Below are 18,417 nucleotides of genomic sequence, written 5' to 3' on the forward strand. Positions count from 1 at the left end.
GGCAGATTTCTCTGCCGCCGTATTTCGTTTCAGTCCTGCTTAGACCGCTTGTGCCGGGCGGGCGCGGCCCGTGCGACGGCTGCGCAACTCCTCGGCCACCAGGAAAGCCAGTTCCAGCGACTGGCTGGCGTTCAGGCGCGGATCGCAGGCGGTGTGATAGCGGCTGGACAGATCTTCATCCGTCACGGCGCGCACGCCGCCGGTGCATTCGGTGACATCCTTGCCGGTCATCTCGAAATGCACACCGCCGGGGATCGAGCCTTCGGCGCGGTGAACCGCAAAGAACTCGCGCACTTCGCGCAGGACCGAGTCGAAGGGCCGCGTCTTGTAGCCCGAAGGCGACTTGATCGTATTGCCGTGCATCGGGTCGCAGGACCAGACGACATTCGCCCCTTCCTCCTTGACCGCCTTGATCAGGCGCGGCAGGTGATCGCCCACCGAACCTGCGCCAAAGCGGGCGATCAGGGTTAGGCGGCCCGGTTCATTTTCCGGGTTCAGCTTGGCCATCAGCGTCTTGAAGTCGCTTTCACTGATCGAGGGGCCGCATTTCAACCCGATCGGGTTCTGGACGCCCCGCGCGAATTCGACATGCGCGCCGTCGATCTGCCGCGTGCGGTCGCCGATCCAGATCATGTGGCCCGAACCCGCAACCGGCAGGCCGGTGGTGGAATCGATGCGCGCCAAGGCTTCTTCGTATTCCAGCAGCAGGGCTTCGTGGCTGGTGTAGAAATCCACCTTGCCCAGATCATGCGCGGTTTCCGAAGTCACGCCAGCCGCCGCCATAAAGGCCATGGCGTCGCTGATATGGTCGGCGATGTCGCGGTAACGCGCCGCCTCCTCGCCGCCGGTGAAGTCGCTGATCCAGCTTTGGACGCGGTGCATGTCCGCATAACCGCCGGTCGAAAACGCCCGCAGCAGGTTCAACGAGGCCGCAGCCTGCGTATAGGCCGACAGCATCCGCTGCGGATCGGGGATGCGGGCTTCGGGGGTGAAATCGAAGCCGTTGATGATGTCGCCGCGATAGCTGGGCAATTCCTGACCGCCCACCACCTCGGTCGGGGCGGAACGCGGCTTGGCGAACTGTCCCGCCATGCGGCCCACCTTGACCACGGGAAGCTGCGCCCCCCAGGTCAGCACAACCGCCATCTGCAGCATCACCTTGAAGGTATCGCGGATATTGTCGGCGGAAAATTCGTTGAAGCTTTCGGCGCAATCGCCGCCCTGCAGCAAGAAGGCGCGCCCGCCCGCCACTTCGGCCAGCGATGCTTTCAGCCGCCGCGCCTCTCCGGCAAAGACCAGCGGGGGGAACTTGGCAAGCTGCGCCTCGACCGCCTGAACGGCGGCCTGCTCAGGATATTCCGGCATCTGGATGCGCGGATAGGCGCGCCAGCCACGCTTGTCCCATGCCGTGGCGGGGGTCGCGGAAGCCGTGTTCTGCTGTGCCATTATCCTGTCCTCCTGAGAAATGGTGACAGGCATATAAAACTTCCCCCGCGCAAGGGGAAGCTTTTGCATGCGTCATGGGTCAAAGTTGCTTTTGCAAAAAGTGACGGAACGTCGGATGCAATTTAGCTGCGCCGGAACACCCTTGCGGTTTGCAGAACGCTTTCCTTTTCAAAACACCGCTTATAACCTGTCAGACAGGACACAGTTCCACTCAGGGAGACATGCAATGAAAAAACTTCTTCTGGCCAGCGCGGCCTGCATCGGCATCGCGGGCGCTGCCGGAGCCGAGGAAATCAAGATGGGTATCTCGCTGGGCCTGACCGGCCCGCTGGAATCCATCGCCCCGGCCATCCAGAAGGGCGCGGAACTGGCGATGAAAGAGGTCAGCGACAGCGGCAAGCTGCTTGACGGCTCGACCATCGTGCCTGTGGTTGCGGACAATACCTGCGTCGATGCCGCCGCTTCGGTGGCCGCGGTCGAGCGTCTGGTGACGGCAGAAGGCGTCAAGGGCATCATGGGCGGCATGTGCTCGGGTGAAACCATTGCCTCGCTCGAAAAGGTCGGCGTGCCGAACGGCGTCGTGATGATCTCGCCCTCGGCCACGTCGCCGGCGCTTTCGACGATTGACGACAAGGGCTTCTTCTTCCGCACCGCGCCGTCCGATGCCCGTCAGGGCGAGGTGATGGCCGACATCGTGCTGGAAAAAGGCATCAAGTCGGTCGCCGTGACCTATACCAACAACGACTACGGCAAGGGTCTGGCCGACAGCTTCGCCAATTCCTACAAGGAAAAGGGCGGCACGGTGACGATCACCGCCGCGCATGACGACGGCAAGGGCGACTATTCCGCCGAAGTCGCGGCGCTGGCCGCAGCGGGTGGCGATGCGCTGGTCGTCGCGGGCTATGCCGATCAGGGCGGCTCGGGCATCATTCAGGGCGCGCTGGACACGGGCGCGTTTTCGACCTTCGTGCTGCCGGACGGCATGGTGAACGACACGCTGGCCACGAAATTCGGCGATCAGCTGGAAACCTCGTTCGGTCAGAACCCCTCGGCCGAAGGCGAAGGCCATGACAAGTTCGCGGCGCTGGCGACGGCGGGCGGCTTTGACGGCACCTCGGCCTATTCCGGCGAGGCTTACGATGCCGCTGCCCTGATGCTGCTGGCGATGCAGGCCGCCAAATCCTCGGACCCCAAGGTCTATAAGGACAAGGTGATGGAAGTCGCCAATGCTCCGGGCGAAAAGATCTATCCGGGCGAGCTGGCCAAGGCGCTGGAACTGATTGCCGCAGGCACGGATGTCGATTATGTCGGCGCGACCTCGGTCGAATTCGTGGAACCGGGCGAAAACGCCGGTGTTTACCGCGAAGTCGATTTCAAGGGCGGCAAGCTGAACGTCATCGGCTTCCGCTAAGCGGGACCATATGCGGAAAGGCCCGGCACGCTCCGGGCCTTTCACAATTATAACAAGCCACTACAGGCATATCTTCGCCTAAATTGCGAAGAATGGGGAGTAACATGATACAGGTCCATGACCTGCACCGCCATTTCGGAGGGTTCCGCGCCGTTGACGGCGCCAGCCTGACCATCGAGACCGGCTCGATCACCGGGCTAATCGGCCCGAACGGCGCGGGCAAATCCACCTTGTTCAACGTCATCGCAGGCGTGTTGCCGCCCACATCGGGCCGCGTCGTCATGGATGGCGAGGATATTACCGGCCTTGCCCCGCATGAGTTGTTTCACAAGGGCCTGCTGCGGACCTTTCAGCTTGCGCATGAATTTTCGTCGATGACGGTGCGCGAAAACCTGATGATGGTCCCCGGTGCCCAAGCGGGCGAAACGCTGATGAACACCTGGTTCCAGCGCGCCCGCATCCGCGACGAAGAACGCGCGCTTCGCAAAAAGGCCGACGAAGTGCTTGAGTTCCTGACCATTTCCCACGTGGCCGATGAAAAGGCCGGGAACCTGTCGGGTGGTCAGAAAAAGCTGCTGGAACTGGGTCGCACCATGATGGTCGATGCCAAGATCGTCTTTCTGGACGAGGTGGGCGCAGGCGTGAACCGCACGCTGCTGGGCACGATCGGCGATGCCATCGTCCGGTTGAACAAGGAACGCGGCTATACCTTTTGCGTCATCGAACACGACATGGATTTCATCGGCCGCCTTTGCGACCCGGTCATCGTGATGGCCGCGGGCAAGGTTCTGGCACAGGGCCCGGCGGATCACATCATGCAGAACGAAGCCGTGATCGAGGCCTATCTGGGCACCGGTCTGAAGAACAAGGTCGCCGCCGAAATCGCGGTCGAACATGGCCATGGTGCGCAGCCGGGCATGGGCGGGGTCGAGGCATGAGCTATCTTTCCGCAACCGACATGCGCGGCGGCTATGGCAAGGCCGACATCCTGCAAGGCTGCACCCTGACCGTGGACAAGGGCCAGATCGCCGTGATCGTCGGCCCGAACGGCGCCGGGAAATCCACCGCGATGAAGGCGGTCTTCGGGATGCTGGGCCTGCGCGAAGGCGCGGTCACGCTGGGCGGCGAGGACATCACCAAGCTGACCCCGCAGGAGCGTGTCCGCAAGGGCATGGGCTTCGTGCCCCAGACCCACAACATCTTCCCGACCATGACTGTCGAGGAGAACCTTGAGATGGGCGCCTTCATCCGCGAAGACGACTATCGCGACACTCTGGCGCAGGTCTATGATCTGTTCCCCGCCGTCGCCGACAAGCGTGCGCAGCGTGCAGGCGAGCTTTCGGGCGGTCAGCGTCAGCAGGTCGCCGTGGGCCGCGCGCTGATGACCAAGCCCAGCCTGCTGATGCTGGACGAACCCACCGCAGGCGTCAGCCCCATCGTCATGGACGAACTTTTCGACCGCATCATCGAGGTGGCGCGGACCGGCATCTCGATCCTGATGGTCGAACAGAACGCCCGTCAGGCGCTGGAGATCGCAGACATTGGTTATGTCCTTGTGCAGGGCGCGAACCGTTACACCGACACCGGCAAGGCCCTGATGGCCGACCCCGAGGTCCGCCGCACCTTCCTTGGGGGCTGATATGGATGTCCTGAACGCCCTTGTGGCCCTGTCGAACTTCGTCATCATCCCCGCCGCCGCTTATGGTGCGCAACTGGCGCTCGGGGCGCTGGGGGTGACGCTGATCTATGGTATCCTGCGATTTTCCAACTTTGCCCACGGCGACACCATGGCCTTTGGCACCGCGCTGGTGATCCTTGTGACTTGGGGCCTGCAAGCCCTTGGGATCAGCCTTGGCCCCCTGCCCGTCGCGCTGCTGGCGCTGCCTATTGGCATTGCGTTGTGTTCGGTCTTTGTCCTTGGCACCGACCGCGCGGTATACCGTTTCTATCGCCGCAAGCGGTCCGAGCCGATCATTCTGGTCATGGCCTCGGTCGGGGTCATGTTCATCATGAACGGGCTGACACGTCTGGTCATCGGCGTGGATGAAATCCGCTTTGACGACGGCGCGCGGTTCTTGGTGACGGTCCAGCAATTCAAGGCATGGACCGGATTGACCGAAGGGCTGGCGCTACGTGTCAGCCAGGTCCTGACGCTGGTCATTACCGCCTTGGCCTGCTGGGCGCTGTTCCGGTTCCTGAACCGTTCGCGCGCGGGCAAGGCCATGCGCGCCTACTCGGATAACGAGGATCTGGCGCTTTTGTCCGGGATAGATCCCGAACGCATCGTCCGCCTGACATGGATCATCGCAACCGCCTTGGCCGTCACGGCCGGAACCCTTTACGGTCTGGACAAAAGCTTCAAGGCTTTCAACTATTTCCAGATACTTCTTCCAATTTTTGCAGCATCTATCGTGGGTGGCCTTGGCAATCCGCTGGGGGCTGTCGCGGGCGGGTTCATCGTCGCCTTTTCGGAAGTGGCGGTGACATATCCGTGGAAAAAGGTGGCGGGCTATCTGGGTATCCAGTCGGACGGGCTGCTGCAACTGCTGTCCACCGAATACAAATTCGCGGTCAGCTTTGTCATCCTGATCGTCGTCCTGCTGTTCAGGCCCACCGGCCTGTTCCGCGGCAAATCGGTATAAGGGGGCCGTCATGTCAAACACTCGTCAAGCCGACGCGACAAGCCGCTGGCGCGCCCTGATCGTCTTTGCCGCCATTGTCGTGCTGTTCCTGCTGGAGGGGACGACACGCAACGCCCTGTTCTCGGGGTCATGGAATACGGCGCTGGCCATCCTGAACATGGGGCTGATTTCGGCCGTGATGGCCTTGGGCGTCAACATGCAATGGGGCTATGCGGGCCTGTTCAACGCGGGTGTCGTGGGCTTTCTGGCGCTTGGAGCCCTGGGCCCGGTGCTGGTCTCGACCGCGCCGGTGCAAGGCGCCTGGGCCGCAGGGGGGCCGCGCGTCATCCTTGCGCTGGTCGTCGGTTTCGGAACGCTGGTGCTGGCGGCGCAGGTGTGGAAACGCGCAGGCCGGGGCTGGCGCATCCCGGCGCTGATCGCCACGCTGGTCGTGGGTTTCGTCGCATATCGCTGGCTGTTCGACCCCGCCGTCATGGCGATCGAGGCGAACAACTCCGCCTCGGCCGGCAATATCGGCGGCTTCGGCCTGCCGGTCCTGCTGTCATGGCCGGTCGGCGCGCTACTGGCGGCGGGCGCCGCATGGGGCGTGGGCAAGGTCGCGCTGGGGCTACGCTCGGATTATCTGGCGATCGCGACGCTGGGCATCGGCGAAATCATCGTCGCCGTCATGCGCAACGAAGAATGGCTGGCCCGCGGCGTCAAGAACATGTCGGGCATCCCGCGTCCCGTCCCCTATGAGCTGGACCTGCAGAACGATCCGGGCTTCGTCGCCAAGGCCGCCGCATGGGGTCTGGACGCTGCGACGGCATCGGGGATCTGGGTCAAGCTGCTTTACGCGGGGCTGTTCGGCGTTGTGCTGCTGGTGCTGATCCTGCTGGCCGAACTGGCGCTGAAATCGCCATGGGGCCGGATGATGCGCGCGATCCGCGACAATGAAACCGCCGCCAGCGCCATGGGCAAGAACGTCACCGGGCGGCATCTGCAGATCTTCATCATCGGTTCCGCCGTGATCGGGCTGGCCGGCGCGATGATGGTGACGCTGGACGGGCTGGTGTCGCCCGGTGGGTTCAACCCGCTGCGCTACACCTTCCTGATCTGGGTCATGGTGATCGTCGGCGGGTCCGGCAACAACTGGGGCGCGGTTCTGGGCGCGATTCTTGTCTGGTTCCTGTGGATCAAGGCCGAGGTCTGGGGCCCGGCACTGATGCACCTGATCACCGCGCCTTTGCCCGAAGGCGGCTTGCGCAGCCAACTTCTGGGCGGTGCGCCGCATATGCGGTTCATCGCGATGGGCTTGGTCCTGCTGCTGGTCCTGCGCTTCGCGCCCCGCGGCTTGGTCCCCGAGAAGTAAGGCCACGCGCCTTGCCGTCCCCTTGATGGGGGCGGTAAGGCGCAGCCAACCAAAAGCAAAAGGGGCCGCGATGGCCCCTTTTTTTTCATGCAGCGTTCAGGATCAGCGGCGTTTGATCGCCACTGGCAAATCGCCGCAGCACTTGCGGATACAGCAGATGTTCCTGCACCAGCACCCGCGCCGCCAGCGTATCGGCATCGTCGCCCGGCAGCACGGGCACCCGCGCCTGTCCCAGCATCGGGCCTGCATCCAGTTCCGGCGTAACCAGATGCACCGTCGCGCCGGCTTCGGTATCGCCCGCCTCGATCGCGCGCTGATGCGTGTGCAGCCCCGGATATTTCGGCAGCAACGAGGGGTGGATGTTCAACATCCGCCCCTGAAACCGCTGAACGAAATCCGGCGTCAGGATACGCATGAACCCCGCAAGGCACAAGATGTCCGGCTCGGCCGCCAGCAAGGGTTGCAGCAGCGCCGCCTCGAATGCAGCGCGGTCGCCCTTATAGGCGCGGTGATCGACCGCAAATGTCGCAACGCCCATCTCGGCGGCCTTGGCAAGCCCGCCCGCCGCCGGGTCGTTCGACCCGACGATGACCGCGCGCGCCGGGTGATCCCCCGTCATCGCCTGCACCAGCTTGACCATATTCGAGCCGCCGCCCGAAATCAGGATGGCGACTTTCTTCAACGCAGGCTGCCGGAATAGCGCACACCTTCGCCCGGCGTCACATGGCCAAGGCGGAACACGGTTTCGCCCTCGGCGGTCAGCAGCGCCTCAAGCGCCTCGGCGCGGTCGGCGGCGACCGACAGGATCATGCCCACGCCCGAGTTGAAGGTCTTGAGCATCTCGGCCTCGGCGATGCCACCGGCTTCGGCCAGCCAGTAAAAAACCGGCGGCAGGCTGAAGCTGTCCAGATCGATTTCGGCCCCCAGAGCTTTGGGCAGGACGCGAGGCAAGTTTTCGGTGATACCGCCGCCGGTGATATGGGCAGCCGCATGAACGCCGCCTGCGCGGATCGCGGCCAGCACCGGCTTGACGTAAAGCCGGGTCGGCACCAGCAGCGCCTGCCCCAGCGTGCCCGTGCCGAAGGGCGCGGGCGATTCCCAGTCAAGGCCCGCATGTTCGGCCACTTTGCGCACCAGCGAAAACCCGTTGGAATGCACCCCGTCCGAGGCAAGGCCCAGCAGCACGTCGCCGTCCTGCACACCCGCAGGCAGGGCCGTGCCGCGTTCCATCGCGCCGACCGCAAAGCCCGCCAGATCGAAATCGCCCTTGGCATACATGCCGGGCATTTCGGCGGTTTCACCACCGATCAGGGCCGCGCCGGACCGGCGGCAGCCTTCGGCGATGCCGTTGATGACCCGCGCCGCCTCATCGACCGAAAGTTTGCCGGTGGCGAAATAATCCAGAAAGAACAGCGGTTCGGCACCCTGGCAGACCAGATCGTTTACGCACATGGCGACCAGATCAATGCCCAGCCCGTCCAGCTCGCCCGTGTCGATGCCGATGCGCAGCTTGGTGCCCACGCCATCGGTCGCGGCGACCAGCACCGGATCGTTGAAGCCCGCAGCGCGCGGATCGAACAACGCGCCAAATCCGCCCAGACCGTCCATCACACCCGCACGCTGGGTCGCGGCGGCGGCGGGCTTGATACGTTCGACCAGCGCATTGCCTGCGTCGATATCCACTCCGGCTTCGGCATAGGACAGGCCATTCTTGCGCTCGGTCATCTTTCGGTCCCCTTTGGTTTGCCGACCCGATAACGCAGGCGGGCCGCGCAGGCAATGATCGCTTGCGCTTTTGCCGCAGGCTTAGCGGTCCCAGGGCATGGGAATATCGACAAACGGGACGCCTGCGGGATTGCCCGGCCCGTTTTTCGCAGCCGTCACGATCTGCGACCGTGTCATCGGAGGCGTGCTGCCCGCCATCCGCGCCGCAAGCCAGCGGGTGATGCGAGGCGCCGCGATGCTGGTGCCGCTGACGATCTGCGTGGCGCGACCGCGCAGCCCCGGCGCAGGCACGCCGGGCAGCGCGACGCAGCGGTCGCCCGCAGCCGTCAGGTCACCGCAATCGCCATTCGCCAGCAACCCGGCATAGGATGACAGCCGCCGTGTCGGACCGTCATCAGCGTGCCATGGCCCGATCCGGTAATGCGCACCCACCCGCAATTGCCGTTCGCCCCACGCATAGGCATTGGCCGTGCCGTTGCGCCGGATCGCGGACGGGTCGGCGGGATCGGCCGCCTGCCAATGGCCATGCGCGTCCCGCTCGACATAAGTCGGATCGACCAGCCATGACTGCCGCCCCGCGCGGGGAAAGCCGAACAGCCGATCATCGCGCTGCACCACCACGTCGCAGGGCGACGGACCGCCGGGCAGCAGTTCGATCTGCCACGTGCCCGGCGGCGACAGCACCGGCCCCGGCTTGTCCGATGCGGTGGGCGGCACGATCATCGTCAGGCATTGGCGCAGACGGTCGCCCCGCGCAAAGGCCTGCAGGACCAGCCGCGCCAGCTCCCGCTCCTGATCGTCAAGGATCATGGCAATCTGCGCCCCGGCCCCGACCGGGTCATCAAAGGCCGTCTCGATGCTGCGGGCGGGTGCGGATGCCGCACCGGGCAGGGTCAGCCGCAGGCGGATCGCGGGCGCGCCTGCGGGCAGCACCGGCGCCCATATCTGCAACTCGCTTATCGTGCGGTCATCGGGGGGCAGGTTCCAGCCGATTTCACCGGGCGCATCCGCCCCGGCTTTCAGCACGGCATTCTGCCGCCTTTGCCGCGTGTTGCCGCTGGCCAGCACGAAATGCACCTGCCCCAGATCGCTTGGCGGCTGGGCCGAGATGACATCATGCATCCGCTCGATCAAAGATGTGCCGTCACGCGGCCCCGCGGTGATCCCCAGTGAGATATTCACCACAATCGGCGGTCTGACAGGCGGCTTGCCCCGCTGCGCGCGGTCGGCGTTGATTTCGGCGGCCAGCATCCGCGCCCGGCTGATGATGAAGACGACCGATGCCTGCAGCAGCAGCGGCATCACCGCCCCCGATGTATCGGCCAACGCCCAGTCGGGCAGGCCCACGGCAATCAGCGGATGGGCGCGGCCCGCACGGTCATCGGGCAAAAACCCCGCAGCCGTGCAGGCGACAGCCGCACCGTGACTGGAGGCGCGCATCATCCAGCGCGCATCGCGTCGGCCCGGCTCCATCAGACCTATGGCGCGATAGATTTCCTCCTCGGACCGGGGGTGACCGTTGCCGCCCTGACGCAGCAGGTCGATCTCGGAGCCGCGCAATTCCAGCCCAAAGGCGATGTCGGGGCGCGGCGACAGGTCCGCCACGCCATCCTGCAACCAGATCGAGGCGACCCGGCTATGCCCGTCCGCCGCCGTCAGCAGGTGATGGGCAAAGGGCACGACATGGTCGATCACCGCGACGATCGCCACTTCGTCCTCGGGCAGGGCATCGCCCTGCAGGAACACGTCCGAGCGGATGATCCCCTCGCCGCCGCCCGCCGCCGAGGGCGGGAACAGCGACAGCTTGTCATAGGCCGGCAGCAACGCCTCAAGCAGGTCGCTGTATTCGGCAATCGTGGCGTTCATGATCATTTAAAGGCCGCCTCGGTCAGCGCGCGCAGGGCATCGCGACGCTTTTGCGTGATCTCGGGCGCAATGCCTTCGCCCAGTTCGCGTTCCGTGCCCTTTGGCGGGTGCAGCAGGTAATCGACCAATGCCGATCCGTTTTCGCTGATCCGGGCGTTGTCGGCGCTGCTCAGGGCCACGAAGCGCAGCGTGTTGGGTTCGTCCTTTTGCATCACATCCACCGCAGGTTCCATTCGTTGCGCGCCTCGGCCCAGACCTCGCCAAGCAGGCCCGAGACTTTGCCGGGGATCGGCTGTCCGACGGTCAGGCAGGCATCGCCGTCAATCACCTCGCTCAGCCGCACGATGTGGAAATCCCGGCTGGCATTCGGCGCGCTATTGCCCCATTTGCGACCGTCGAAATGCAGCGCGGGACAGGTCTGCCCGCCCACACCCGCCCTGACGGCCAGCCAACGTGCCAGTGAAATGCCCAGGAAAGCGCCTGCCGCGCTATCCACCGGGAAATGGACGCCCGCGACCGTTCGGTTGACGGCGATGCGTGCCGCCATGCGAAACAGCTGGCTGTCAGCGGTGACGCGGGCGGGCTGCGCCTGATCCTCGCGCGTCAGGATCGCCAGCAGCGTGGCCAGCGCAAAGGCCTGTGTCGCATGACCGCTGGGATAGCTGCCGTGCAGGGGCGTCGCGATCAGCGGTTGGACCTGATCGCTGAACATCTCGGCCCGTGGGGCGGCAAAGGCCAGCTTGATGCGCTGCACGGCAAAGGTTGACAGATCACCGACCAGCGCCATCAGCTTGCGCGTGACGGGCGCCCTGCCCGGCCGGATCGGCAGGATCGAGGTGAAGAAGGATTCCAGATCGCTGGTCTGCGCCAGAATCTCGGGCTGACGCTCGGCCCGCAGGTCGGCATAGCCCAGAACCAGCGCCACCTCGTTTCGAAAATCCTGATCCGAGGGCAGGTCCAGCGTCAGCAAAGGCGTCTGCCCTGCCGTTCCCCGTGCGATCAGCTTGACCCGATCCGCCGGGTCCGGGGCGGACTCTGGCGTGACGCGCAGGCTTTCCAGCATCTCGAACATCAGGATGGCGTGGGAAAACTGTTCCTCGACCCGGCGCAGACGGCGCAGCGGTGCCAAGGGCTGGCGCTGAGGCGTCGTTGCAGGCGACGGCACGGCGTCCACGATCCCCTCTCGGGCGATCAGTAGCGCCGTCGCCAGATCGACGGGATCGTTCGCCCCTGCGGTGAACTGATGGGCGTTATGCGCGTTATGGGCATTATGCGCATTGTGGGCGTTATGAGCATTGGTCAATGACACGGCGGTTACGCCTCCCTTTCTTGCAAGTTTTCCATGCTGAACCCTTAATTCGGATAATATCTCTTAGGTTTGGGAGCAGCTGCGATTCGCGATGACGGCGATGTTGAGCCTGATGGGGACCGTGCGTTTGCGCGGGTCCCTTGGCGATGACCTCACTCCGCGCAGCCAGAAGGCGCGGGGCGCGCTTGCGCTTTTGGGCACGGCGCCCGATCTGCGGCTGAACCGCGCCCGTCTGCAGGATCTGCTGTGGAGCGACCGCAGCAAACAGCAGGGTTCCGACAGCCTGCGCCAGATGCTGCGCGAATTGCGCGGCAGCCTTGCCAGCGAACGCGACATTCTGCTGACCGGCGTGGGCTGGGTCGGGCTTGATCCCGAAAGGCTGCGCATCGATCTGACGCCGGTTTACGACGCGGGTGGCGCGCCGATCGAATTCGCCGCCGATATAGACGTGCCCGATCCCGAATTCGAAAGCTGGCTGCGCGACATGCGCCTGCGCCTGACGCCCGAAAGCGACGGCCCCAACGCTTATGCCCGCAGGACCGAGCCGTCGCCGGATTTCACCCCGCGCCTTGGGCTGATGAATGGCATCGCCCATGCCAGCCTGACCCCGCGCGATGATCCGGTTTATGTCGTGGCACTGGACGCCGTCGAAAGCAACGACACCCGCGCCCATGTCATCGGCGAGATGGTGGTGAACGAAGCCGCCGCCCGCGCCTGCGAGATGATCCCGGCCACGCTGGCCGATCAGGTCGCAGATCCCTCGACGATGACGGGAACGCAGATCGGGGCCATCTGCTATAGCGCGGGCGCCGATTGTTCGCTGATGGTGGTCATGCGCGACATCGCCACGGGAACGCGCGGCTGGACGCGCCGCTTCAGCATCCGCGCGGCCGAGGAAACGGCGACCATGCGCCATGCGGTGGCGCAGATCACCGTGGCGCTGCTGGACCGGGCACGACGCACCGCATCGCCCACGTGGATGACTTTCCCGATCTGGGATGTCTTCAGCTATTCCCGCGACCGGCTGGAAGAGGCGGACCGCGTGCTGGCATCCCTGCCGCCCGGACGCGAAAGTGCCGTCAGTCTGGCGCTGCGTTCCTATCTGCGCAACACGCTGATCATCGAGCGTCTGACCGACGATCCCGCTACCTGCTCGGACGAGGCGGACGCCTTTGCCCATCAGGCCCGCGCCTTGTCGCCCAACAATCCGGTCGTCCTGGCCGTCGCCTCGTTGTCGGCATCGTGGCGGCGCGATGCCATCGGGGCGCTGGAACTGGCACAAGCCGCCTGCCGCGCCGATCCCGACAATGAAATGGCCTGTCACGCCCTGTCCCAAGCCCTGACCGATGTGGGCCGCGACGCCGAGGCGCTGGAGGCCACCGACAGGGGCGCGCGCGGTGCGCTGGCCGAACTGGGTCCGGCGGTCTGGCTGATGCGCCGCGCGGTCGTCCAGATCCGGCTGGGCCGCTTTGGCGACGCCGAAAACAGCGCCGCTGCCGCCTATGCCTTTGCCGCCGACAATCGCCCCTCGTTGCGGTTTCTGGCCGCGCTGCGCTATCACCGCGGGGACGAGGCGGGGGCGGCAGATGCCCTGCGCCGCCTGCGCCTGATCGAACCGGATTTCAGTCTGGCGCTGATGGCAGATGCCGACTACCCGGTTTCGACCCTGCGGATGGCCGGGCTGATGGGAATTACCAAATCCGGGCTGTGATACACTCATGTGCTGACCAATATATCCAGCACCAGCGGCAGCAGCCCCTGGCCAAATCCGATACGCAGATTGGCCCGACCCGGCGCGCCTGCGGTAAAGCTGACATTGTGGCGCGGCTGGTCCGCCGTGCTGCGGTCAGGCCCGATCAGCACGGCCTGCGCCTTGGCGTCGGCCTGACGGATGCGGGTGCGGCGGGGCGGGTGATCAAGCCGCAATTCCAGCCTGTCCCCCGAGCGCAGCGTGACCGCGCCCTCCAGATCGGCCTGATGCAGGACGCGCGTGCGGGGGTGCGACGCTTCGGGAAAGCGCATCGGGGGGGCGCCGATGGCCAGCGCGCGCTGCATGGCGTCCAGCCATGATCCGCGCATTTCGGCCCCGGTCAGGTCTGCACCGTCAAGCTGCGCCCCGGTCAGATCGGCATCCCGCAACTGGGTGTCGCGCAGATCGGCCCCGACCAGAACCGCCAGCCCCAGATTGGCGCCGTTCAGATTGGCTCCGCGAAAACGCGCGCCCCGCGCGGTGGATGACCACAGGCTTGCCCCCACAAGCTGGGCATCGCGCAGGTCTGTGCCTGTCAGGTTCGCATAACTCAGATCCGCACCGACCAGCGTCAGTCCCGAAAGATTCAAGCCCGACAGGTCGGCATGTGGCATCTGCACCTGCCCCGAGGTCACGATCTTGCGCAGGATTTCCTCGCGCGTGTGCCGTCCCATTCCATTCCCCCTGCCTTCGGTGCCCGAGGATGGCTGCCTCCATCCTCGGGCTACTGGATTCAGTCGCACAGGTCGGACTGAACCCAGTAACGCTTGCGGAAACCGCGAACGCATCTGATCTCGACCCCCTGCCGGACGATCAGGCGGGCGGTATTGCTGCGGATTCCGTATCCAACCTCGGTCGTGCCGGGCAGGACGCTTAATGTCAGCGGCGCGGCACCCCGTGCGGCCAGATCGCGCATCAGCCGGGCCGCCTGCTGCGCCAAGGCATGGCGCATCGCACAGCCCACGCCCGCATCGCCCTCGATGACGGGCTGTGCGGGCAAAAGCGTTGCGACCTGCCGCAGGTTCGCCTCGATCCGCAGCAAGGTGCCGTCGGGACAAAGCACAGCCCGCACCCAACCCGCATCGGATGCGATGACCGGAACACCTTCGATCACCTGCCGGAACTGAACGCTGATTTCGTCCACCACTTCGGGCATGGGTTCTTCGCCACTGCGCAGCGTGCGCCCTGCAGAAAGCGACAGCGACAAGGCATCAAAGCAAAGCTCATGCCCGGCCCGCAAAAATCCGTGCCTGCGCAGCGCGGACCACGCCCGGCCGACCAGACTGCGGCGTTGCAGGGAAATCTTGCCCCGTGCCCCGCGACCGCTGCGGGCGAATTCCAGCAGCACACTGCCTTGGGGCGATCGCAGGAAACGGATGCCGGGCAGGTTCACCTCGATCGCGCCGCCCTGACGTGGCACGACGGAACGCAGATCCAGTCCCATCGCGTGCAGAACGGCATCGGCCAATTGCCGATCCGTCTCGGGCGCAAGCAGACGGGCGCGCTGGAACGCCGCCGGAGGCTCGGTCAGCGGGTCGCGACGGTGCTGCGCCAAGGGTTGCACCCAGCGCCACAGCCACCAGTCCCGCGCCGCTCGCTGCGGCTCGAACCGTGCTTCGCCATAAAGGCGGGCCTGCACCTCGTCGCGCGATGCGCCCATTGCGCTGACCACAGGCACATGATCGGGCGACACCTCGACCGCGCCATCCAGCCATGACTGCGAGAAGCTTTTGCCCATCCGCCAGTTGCGCCAGAAATTCTGGCCATAGCGACCGGAATCCCAGCATGTGCTGTCGAAACCGAACATCATGCGCAGCCCGCGATTGGCAGGGCCCCAGCTGCGCAGCGGACAGTGATTGTCGGTGACCCGCAGCGATTCACTGGCCGACCAGTAAAGATAGCGCAGCCGATCCGCCCCGAAACGCATCCGGGCCGAACCAAGGCTGGCATCCGCCCCCTGCCACATCGCACCCATCGGCAGATAGAAATTCCCGGCCTCATCCATGGCGCCGTGCCCGGCGTGGTAAAAGACGCGCACGCCATCCATATCGCCGCTGATCGCACCATCCTGCGCCTTACGGGCATATATCCAAGCCCGGACCGAGGCATCGCGGCGCCAGAAATCCGGCATGGCGAACTGATCGATCTGATCCAGAAACCCGCCTGCATCGCGATGTGCGGCATTCAGCGAGCCTGCGGCGCGAAAGATCTCGGCGGAGCAAGCGCCATAGATCCCCGCCTCGCCCGGCTGGGGCGATGCCGCAGGCCCGGCCCCCGTTCGGGCGGGATCGGCCAGAGCCGGGTCGATGAACGGCGTCGCGGGCATCGCGGGGGAAGTTGCTTTGCGCGCCAGTTCTGCCTGCCGGCCTTGATCCTGCATCGGGGACTCCTGTTACTCATCATCACCGGTTGCACACGCAACCGTGAATTCAGGCTAGAAGTCGCGCCGTGAACCCGGCGTGAATCCGAAAAACCGCCGGGTTTCGATAGCACGCGCTTTGGTCAAACCGCTGATATATATTGAACAATCAACCCTGGATTGAATACGGCTATTTCACGTTTCGGCTGATTCGCCGTCACGTGCCGGCCCCATGCCCAACGAAAGTTCGCGCCCCGCCAGAACTACAGCGCGGGCAATGTCGTCCAGCCGCGCATCGGTCATGCGATGCACCGGGCCGGACACAGAAATCCCTGCCGCTGCACGCCCCGACAAATCGAAAATGGGCGCGGCGATGCAGCGCATCCCCGCGGCGCGTTCTTCGTTATCCAGCGCATAGCCGCGCAGGCGGGTCGAAACCAGATCGCTGCCCAACGCCTCGGCATCCGCAAGGGTCTGCGGCGTGAACCGCTCCAGCTTCAGTCCCCGGATCATCCGACGCAGATCGTGGGGCCGCGCATGGGCCAAAAGCGCCTTGCCGATCCCCGAGGCGTGAAGCGCCGACCGCGTGCCCGGCGGGAAAAAGGCGCGGATCGTCTCATGCGTTTCGGCCTGGCTTAGGAACAGGACCGCATCGCCGTTCAGAATGCCCAGATTGGCCGTCTCTCCGGTAATCTCCATCAGGCGGCGCAGCACGGGTTGCGCGCGTTCGACCAACCCCGAGCGTCGCATGAAGGCCGAGCCGTGCCGAAACGCCGTCGGCCCCACATGCCAGCCCTGCGTCGCGCCGTCGCTTTCCGCCACCCCGCGCGCCGCCAGCGTCGTCAGCACGCGATGCACGGTCGAGGGGGCAAGTTCCAGCTTATGTGCTATTTCCGTCAGGGTCAGCCCGTTGGCCGACGCGATCACATCCAGCACGTCGAAGGCACGATCCAGCGCACGCACGCCGCCGCTGTCATCGGGGGTGATGCCGCGCCCGCGTGGCCTGCCCCGTTTTCGCTGTTCCGCAGACATTATGCGAATCCTTTTAACTGCTGAAACAATTCATTGAAAATTCGATTTTGTGAATGGAAAACATTAAGCAACTGACAACGCTTCATAATACGGCCATTTTCCGCGATTGCGAAATATTTTTCAGAAAAATTGTCACAATGGACAGGGCCACCTAGGCTGGGTCACAAGATTTGGAGGAGTGCCATGACCAGTCAGAACCCCATCTTTATTCCCGGCCCGACCAATATCCCCGAGGAGTTGCGCAAGGCCGTGGACATGCCCACGATCGACCACCGCTCGCCGGTGTTCGGGCGGATGCTGCACCCCGCGCTGGACGGCGTAAAACAGGTGCTGAAGACGCGCGATGCGCAGGTCTTCCTGTTCCCCTCGACCGGGACGGGCGGCTGGGAAACCGCGATCAGCAACACGCTGTCGCCCGGCGACAAGGTGCTGGCGGCGCGCAACGGCATGTTCAGCCACCGCTGGATCGACCTGTGCCAGCGCCATCGGCTGGACGTGCAATTCGTGGAAACCCCTTGGGGCGAGGGCATCCCCGCCGACCGGTTTCAGGAAATCCTGACCGCCGACAAAGGGCATGAAATCCGCGTCGTGCTGGCCACGCATAACGAGACCGCAACCGGCGTCAAATCCGACATCGCCGCCGTCCGCCGCGCGTTGGACGCAGCCGGCCACCCCGCGATGCTGTTTGTGGATGGTGTGTCCTCAATCGGGTCGATGGATTTCCGCATGGACGAATGGGGCGTCGATGTCGCCGTCACCGGGTCGCAAAAGGGCTTCATGCTGCCGCCCGGTCTGGCCATCGTGGGCTTTTCGCCCAAGGCCATGGCAGCGATCGAAACCGCAAAGCTGCCGCGCACGTTTTTCGACATCCGCGATATGGCAACGGGCTATGCCCGCAATGGCTATCCCTACACCCCGCCGGTCGGCCTGATCAACGGGCTGAACGTCGCCTGTGAACGCCTGCTGACCGAGGGGCTGGAAAACGTCTTTGCCCGTCACCACCGCATCGCGGGTGGCGTGCGCGCCGCGGTCCGTGCATGGGGGCTGGAGCTATGTGCCAAGCGTCCCGAGCTTTATTCCGACACGGTCAGCGCCATTCGTGTGCCGGAAGGTTTCGACGCCAACCGCATCGTCGCCCATGCGCTGGAAACCTATGACATGGCCTTTGGCACTGGGCTTGGCGAAGTGGCGGGCAAGGTCTTCCGCATCGGCCATCTGGGCAGCCTGACCGACGCCATGGCGCTGTCGGGGATCGCGGTCGCGGAAATGACCATGGCCGATCTGGGCCTGCCGATCCGGCTGGGTTCGGGCGTGGCTGCGGCGCAGGAACATTATCGCGGCGGGGCCAGCGCTCTGCGGAAAGCCGCATGATGAAGGACGCCATGTATATCCCGACGCTTTCTGACATGCTTGTGGCGCGCGAACGGATTTCGCCGCATGTGCATCGGACGCCGGTTCTGACCTCGCAATTCCTGAACGATCTGACCGGGGCCGAACTGTTCTTCAAATGCGAGAACCTGCAAAAG

The 18,417-nt window shown here is 64.9% G+C and carries 16 protein-coding genes and 1 pseudogene; 8 read left to right on the top strand and 9 right to left on the bottom strand.

The genetic code is table 11. The annotated features are described in order from the left end of the window. Positions 1 to 39 precede the first annotated feature (39 nt). Positions 40 to 1,446, bottom strand: coding sequence for a class II 3-deoxy-7-phosphoheptulonate synthase (locus FN835_RS05485; protein WP_142662182.1), 1,407 nt, complete (start codon positions 1,444 to 1,446; stop codon positions 40 to 42). A gap of 226 nt (positions 1,447 to 1,672) precedes the next feature. On the opposite strand from FN835_RS05485, the gene FN835_RS05490 reads away from it, so the two are divergent. The 5 genes from FN835_RS05490 to FN835_RS05510 all read left to right on the top strand — a co-directional run bounded on the left by FN835_RS05490 (position 1,673) and on the right by FN835_RS05510 (position 6,850). After that, on the top strand, positions 1,673 to 2,857 hold the full coding sequence (locus tag FN835_RS05490; protein ID WP_142662183.1) for an ABC transporter substrate-binding protein: 1,185 nt from the start codon (positions 1,673 to 1,675) through the stop codon (positions 2,855 to 2,857). Positions 2,858 to 2,961: 104 nt separating this feature from the next. Next, on the top strand, positions 2,962 to 3,795 hold the full coding sequence (locus FN835_RS05495) for an ABC transporter ATP-binding protein (RefSeq protein ID WP_142662184.1): 834 nt from the start codon (positions 2,962 to 2,964) through the stop codon (positions 3,793 to 3,795). Beyond that, positions 3,792 to 4,496 carry an ABC transporter ATP-binding protein gene (locus FN835_RS05500; protein ID WP_142662185.1) on the top strand — a complete coding sequence of 235 codons (705 nt, stop codon included), beginning with the start codon at positions 3,792 to 3,794 and terminating at the stop codon, positions 4,494 to 4,496. Before FN835_RS05495 ends, FN835_RS05500 begins: the two co-directional genes overlap by 4 nt. A 1-nt stretch (position 4,497) precedes the next feature. Beyond that, a complete protein-coding gene (locus FN835_RS05505; RefSeq protein WP_142662186.1) occupies positions 4,498 to 5,499 on the top strand; it encodes a branched-chain amino acid ABC transporter permease in 1,002 nt (333 codons plus the stop codon). A 10-nt stretch (positions 5,500 to 5,509) separates the two neighbouring features. Further along, complete coding sequence (locus FN835_RS05510) at positions 5,510 to 6,850, top strand: branched-chain amino acid ABC transporter permease (RefSeq protein WP_142662187.1); 1,341 nt, start codon at positions 5,510 to 5,512, stop codon at positions 6,848 to 6,850. Positions 6,851 to 6,935: 85 nt separating this feature from the next. On the opposite strand, the gene purN is transcribed toward FN835_RS05510, so the two are convergent. The 5 genes from purN to FN835_RS05535 form a co-directional block, all read right to left on the bottom strand. Beyond that, positions 6,936 to 7,532, bottom strand: coding sequence for a phosphoribosylglycinamide formyltransferase (purN, locus tag FN835_RS05515; RefSeq protein ID WP_142662188.1), 597 nt, complete (start codon positions 7,530 to 7,532; stop codon positions 6,936 to 6,938). After that, entirely contained in the window at positions 7,529 to 8,575 is a 1,047-nt protein-coding gene (gene purM, locus FN835_RS05520; RefSeq protein WP_142662189.1) for a phosphoribosylformylglycinamidine cyclo-ligase, read from the bottom strand. The genes purN and purM overlap by 4 nt, the downstream gene beginning before the upstream one ends. Before the next feature lie 81 nt (positions 8,576 to 8,656). Then, positions 8,657 to 10,447, bottom strand: coding sequence for a S8/S53 family peptidase (locus tag FN835_RS05525; RefSeq protein WP_142662190.1), 1,791 nt, complete (start codon positions 10,445 to 10,447; stop codon positions 8,657 to 8,659). Then, on the bottom strand, positions 10,444 to 10,653 hold the full coding sequence (locus tag FN835_RS05530; RefSeq protein ID WP_185958592.1) for a hypothetical protein: 210 nt from the start codon (positions 10,651 to 10,653) through the stop codon (positions 10,444 to 10,446). The genes FN835_RS05525 and FN835_RS05530 overlap by 4 nt, the downstream gene beginning before the upstream one ends. Next, the gene (locus tag FN835_RS05535) at positions 10,653 to 11,750 is read right to left on the bottom strand and encodes a phosphatase PAP2 family protein (RefSeq protein ID WP_142662192.1); all 1,098 of its coding nucleotides are present in this window, start codon (positions 11,748 to 11,750) and stop codon (positions 10,653 to 10,655) included. Before FN835_RS05535 ends, FN835_RS05530 begins: the two co-directional genes overlap by 1 nt. 91 nt (positions 11,751 to 11,841) lie before the next feature. Between FN835_RS05535 and FN835_RS05540 the strand changes: the two genes are divergently transcribed. Then, the gene (locus tag FN835_RS05540; RefSeq protein ID WP_142662193.1) at positions 11,842 to 13,461 is read left to right on the top strand and encodes an SARP family transcriptional regulator; all 1,620 of its coding nucleotides are present in this window, start codon (positions 11,842 to 11,844) and stop codon (positions 13,459 to 13,461) included. 5 nt (positions 13,462 to 13,466) lie between these two features. Here FN835_RS05540 and FN835_RS05545 read toward each other — a convergent pair whose 3' ends face one another. The 3 genes from FN835_RS05545 to bhcR form a co-directional block, all read right to left on the bottom strand. Next, positions 13,467 to 14,174 carry a pentapeptide repeat-containing protein gene (locus FN835_RS05545; protein ID WP_142662194.1) on the bottom strand — a complete coding sequence of 236 codons (708 nt, stop codon included), beginning with the start codon at positions 14,172 to 14,174 and terminating at the stop codon, positions 13,467 to 13,469. Between the two features lie 59 nt (positions 14,175 to 14,233). Beyond that, positions 14,234 to 15,880 carry a DUF6345 domain-containing protein gene (locus FN835_RS05550; RefSeq protein ID WP_142662195.1) on the bottom strand — a complete coding sequence of 549 codons (1,647 nt, stop codon included), beginning with the start codon at positions 15,878 to 15,880 and terminating at the stop codon, positions 14,234 to 14,236. A 174-nt stretch (positions 15,881 to 16,054) separates the two neighbouring features. After that, positions 16,055 to 16,891: an HTH-type transcriptional regulator BhcR gene (gene bhcR / locus FN835_RS05555; protein WP_142662196.1), complete on the bottom strand. Its 837-nt coding sequence runs from the start codon at positions 16,889 to 16,891 to the stop codon at positions 16,055 to 16,057. A gap of 183 nt (positions 16,892 to 17,074) precedes the next feature. Between bhcR and bhcA the strand changes: the two genes are divergently transcribed. Continuing rightward, entirely contained in the window at positions 17,075 to 18,262 is a 1,188-nt protein-coding gene (bhcA, locus tag FN835_RS05560; RefSeq protein ID WP_142662197.1) for an L-aspartate--glyoxylate aminotransferase BhcA, read from the top strand. Then, positions 18,262 to 18,417: pseudogene (locus FN835_RS21535) on the top strand (threonine/serine dehydratase); the annotation flags it as partial. The gene bhcA and the pseudogene FN835_RS21535, both read left to right, overlap by 1 nt.

It is taken from the genome of Paracoccus laeviglucosivorans, from assembly GCF_900182695.1.
Lineage (GTDB): Bacteria > Pseudomonadota > Alphaproteobacteria > Rhodobacterales > Rhodobacteraceae > Paracoccus > Paracoccus laeviglucosivorans.

What these genes read in the sequence shown, in the direction of transcription:
- FN835_RS05530 (WP_185958592.1), bottom strand. Translation starts at nt 10,653, where the DNA reads ATGCAAAAGGACGAACCCAACACGCTGCGCTTCGTGGCCCTGAGCAGC.
- bhcA (WP_142662197.1), top strand. Translation starts at nt 17,075, where the DNA reads ATGACCAGTCAGAACCCCATCTTTATTCCCGGCCCGACCAATATCCCC.
- FN835_RS05550 (WP_142662195.1), bottom strand. Translation starts at nt 15,880, where the DNA reads ATGCAGGATCAAGGCCGGCAGGCAGAACTGGCGCGCAAAGCAACTTCC.
- purM (WP_142662189.1), bottom strand. Translation starts at nt 8,575, where the DNA reads ATGACCGAGCGCAAGAATGGCCTGTCCTATGCCGAAGCCGGAGTGGAT.
- FN835_RS05540 (WP_142662193.1), top strand. Translation starts at nt 11,842, where the DNA reads ATGACGGCGATGTTGAGCCTGATGGGGACCGTGCGTTTGCGCGGGTCC.
- FN835_RS05545 (WP_142662194.1), bottom strand. Translation starts at nt 14,174, where the DNA reads ATGGGACGGCACACGCGCGAGGAAATCCTGCGCAAGATCGTGACCTCG.
- FN835_RS05505 (WP_142662186.1), top strand. Translation starts at nt 4,498, where the DNA reads ATGGATGTCCTGAACGCCCTTGTGGCCCTGTCGAACTTCGTCATCATC.
- FN835_RS05510 (WP_142662187.1), top strand. Translation starts at nt 5,510, where the DNA reads ATGTCAAACACTCGTCAAGCCGACGCGACAAGCCGCTGGCGCGCCCTG.
- bhcR (WP_142662196.1), bottom strand. Translation starts at nt 16,891, where the DNA reads ATGTCTGCGGAACAGCGAAAACGGGGCAGGCCACGCGGGCGCGGCATC.
- FN835_RS05525 (WP_142662190.1), bottom strand. Translation starts at nt 10,447, where the DNA reads ATGATCATGAACGCCACGATTGCCGAATACAGCGACCTGCTTGAGGCG.
- FN835_RS05495 (WP_142662184.1), top strand. Translation starts at nt 2,962, where the DNA reads ATGATACAGGTCCATGACCTGCACCGCCATTTCGGAGGGTTCCGCGCC.
- FN835_RS05500 (WP_142662185.1), top strand. Translation starts at nt 3,792, where the DNA reads ATGAGCTATCTTTCCGCAACCGACATGCGCGGCGGCTATGGCAAGGCC.
- FN835_RS05490 (WP_142662183.1), top strand. Translation starts at nt 1,673, where the DNA reads ATGAAAAAACTTCTTCTGGCCAGCGCGGCCTGCATCGGCATCGCGGGC.
- FN835_RS05485 (WP_142662182.1), bottom strand. Translation starts at nt 1,446, where the DNA reads ATGGCACAGCAGAACACGGCTTCCGCGACCCCCGCCACGGCATGGGAC.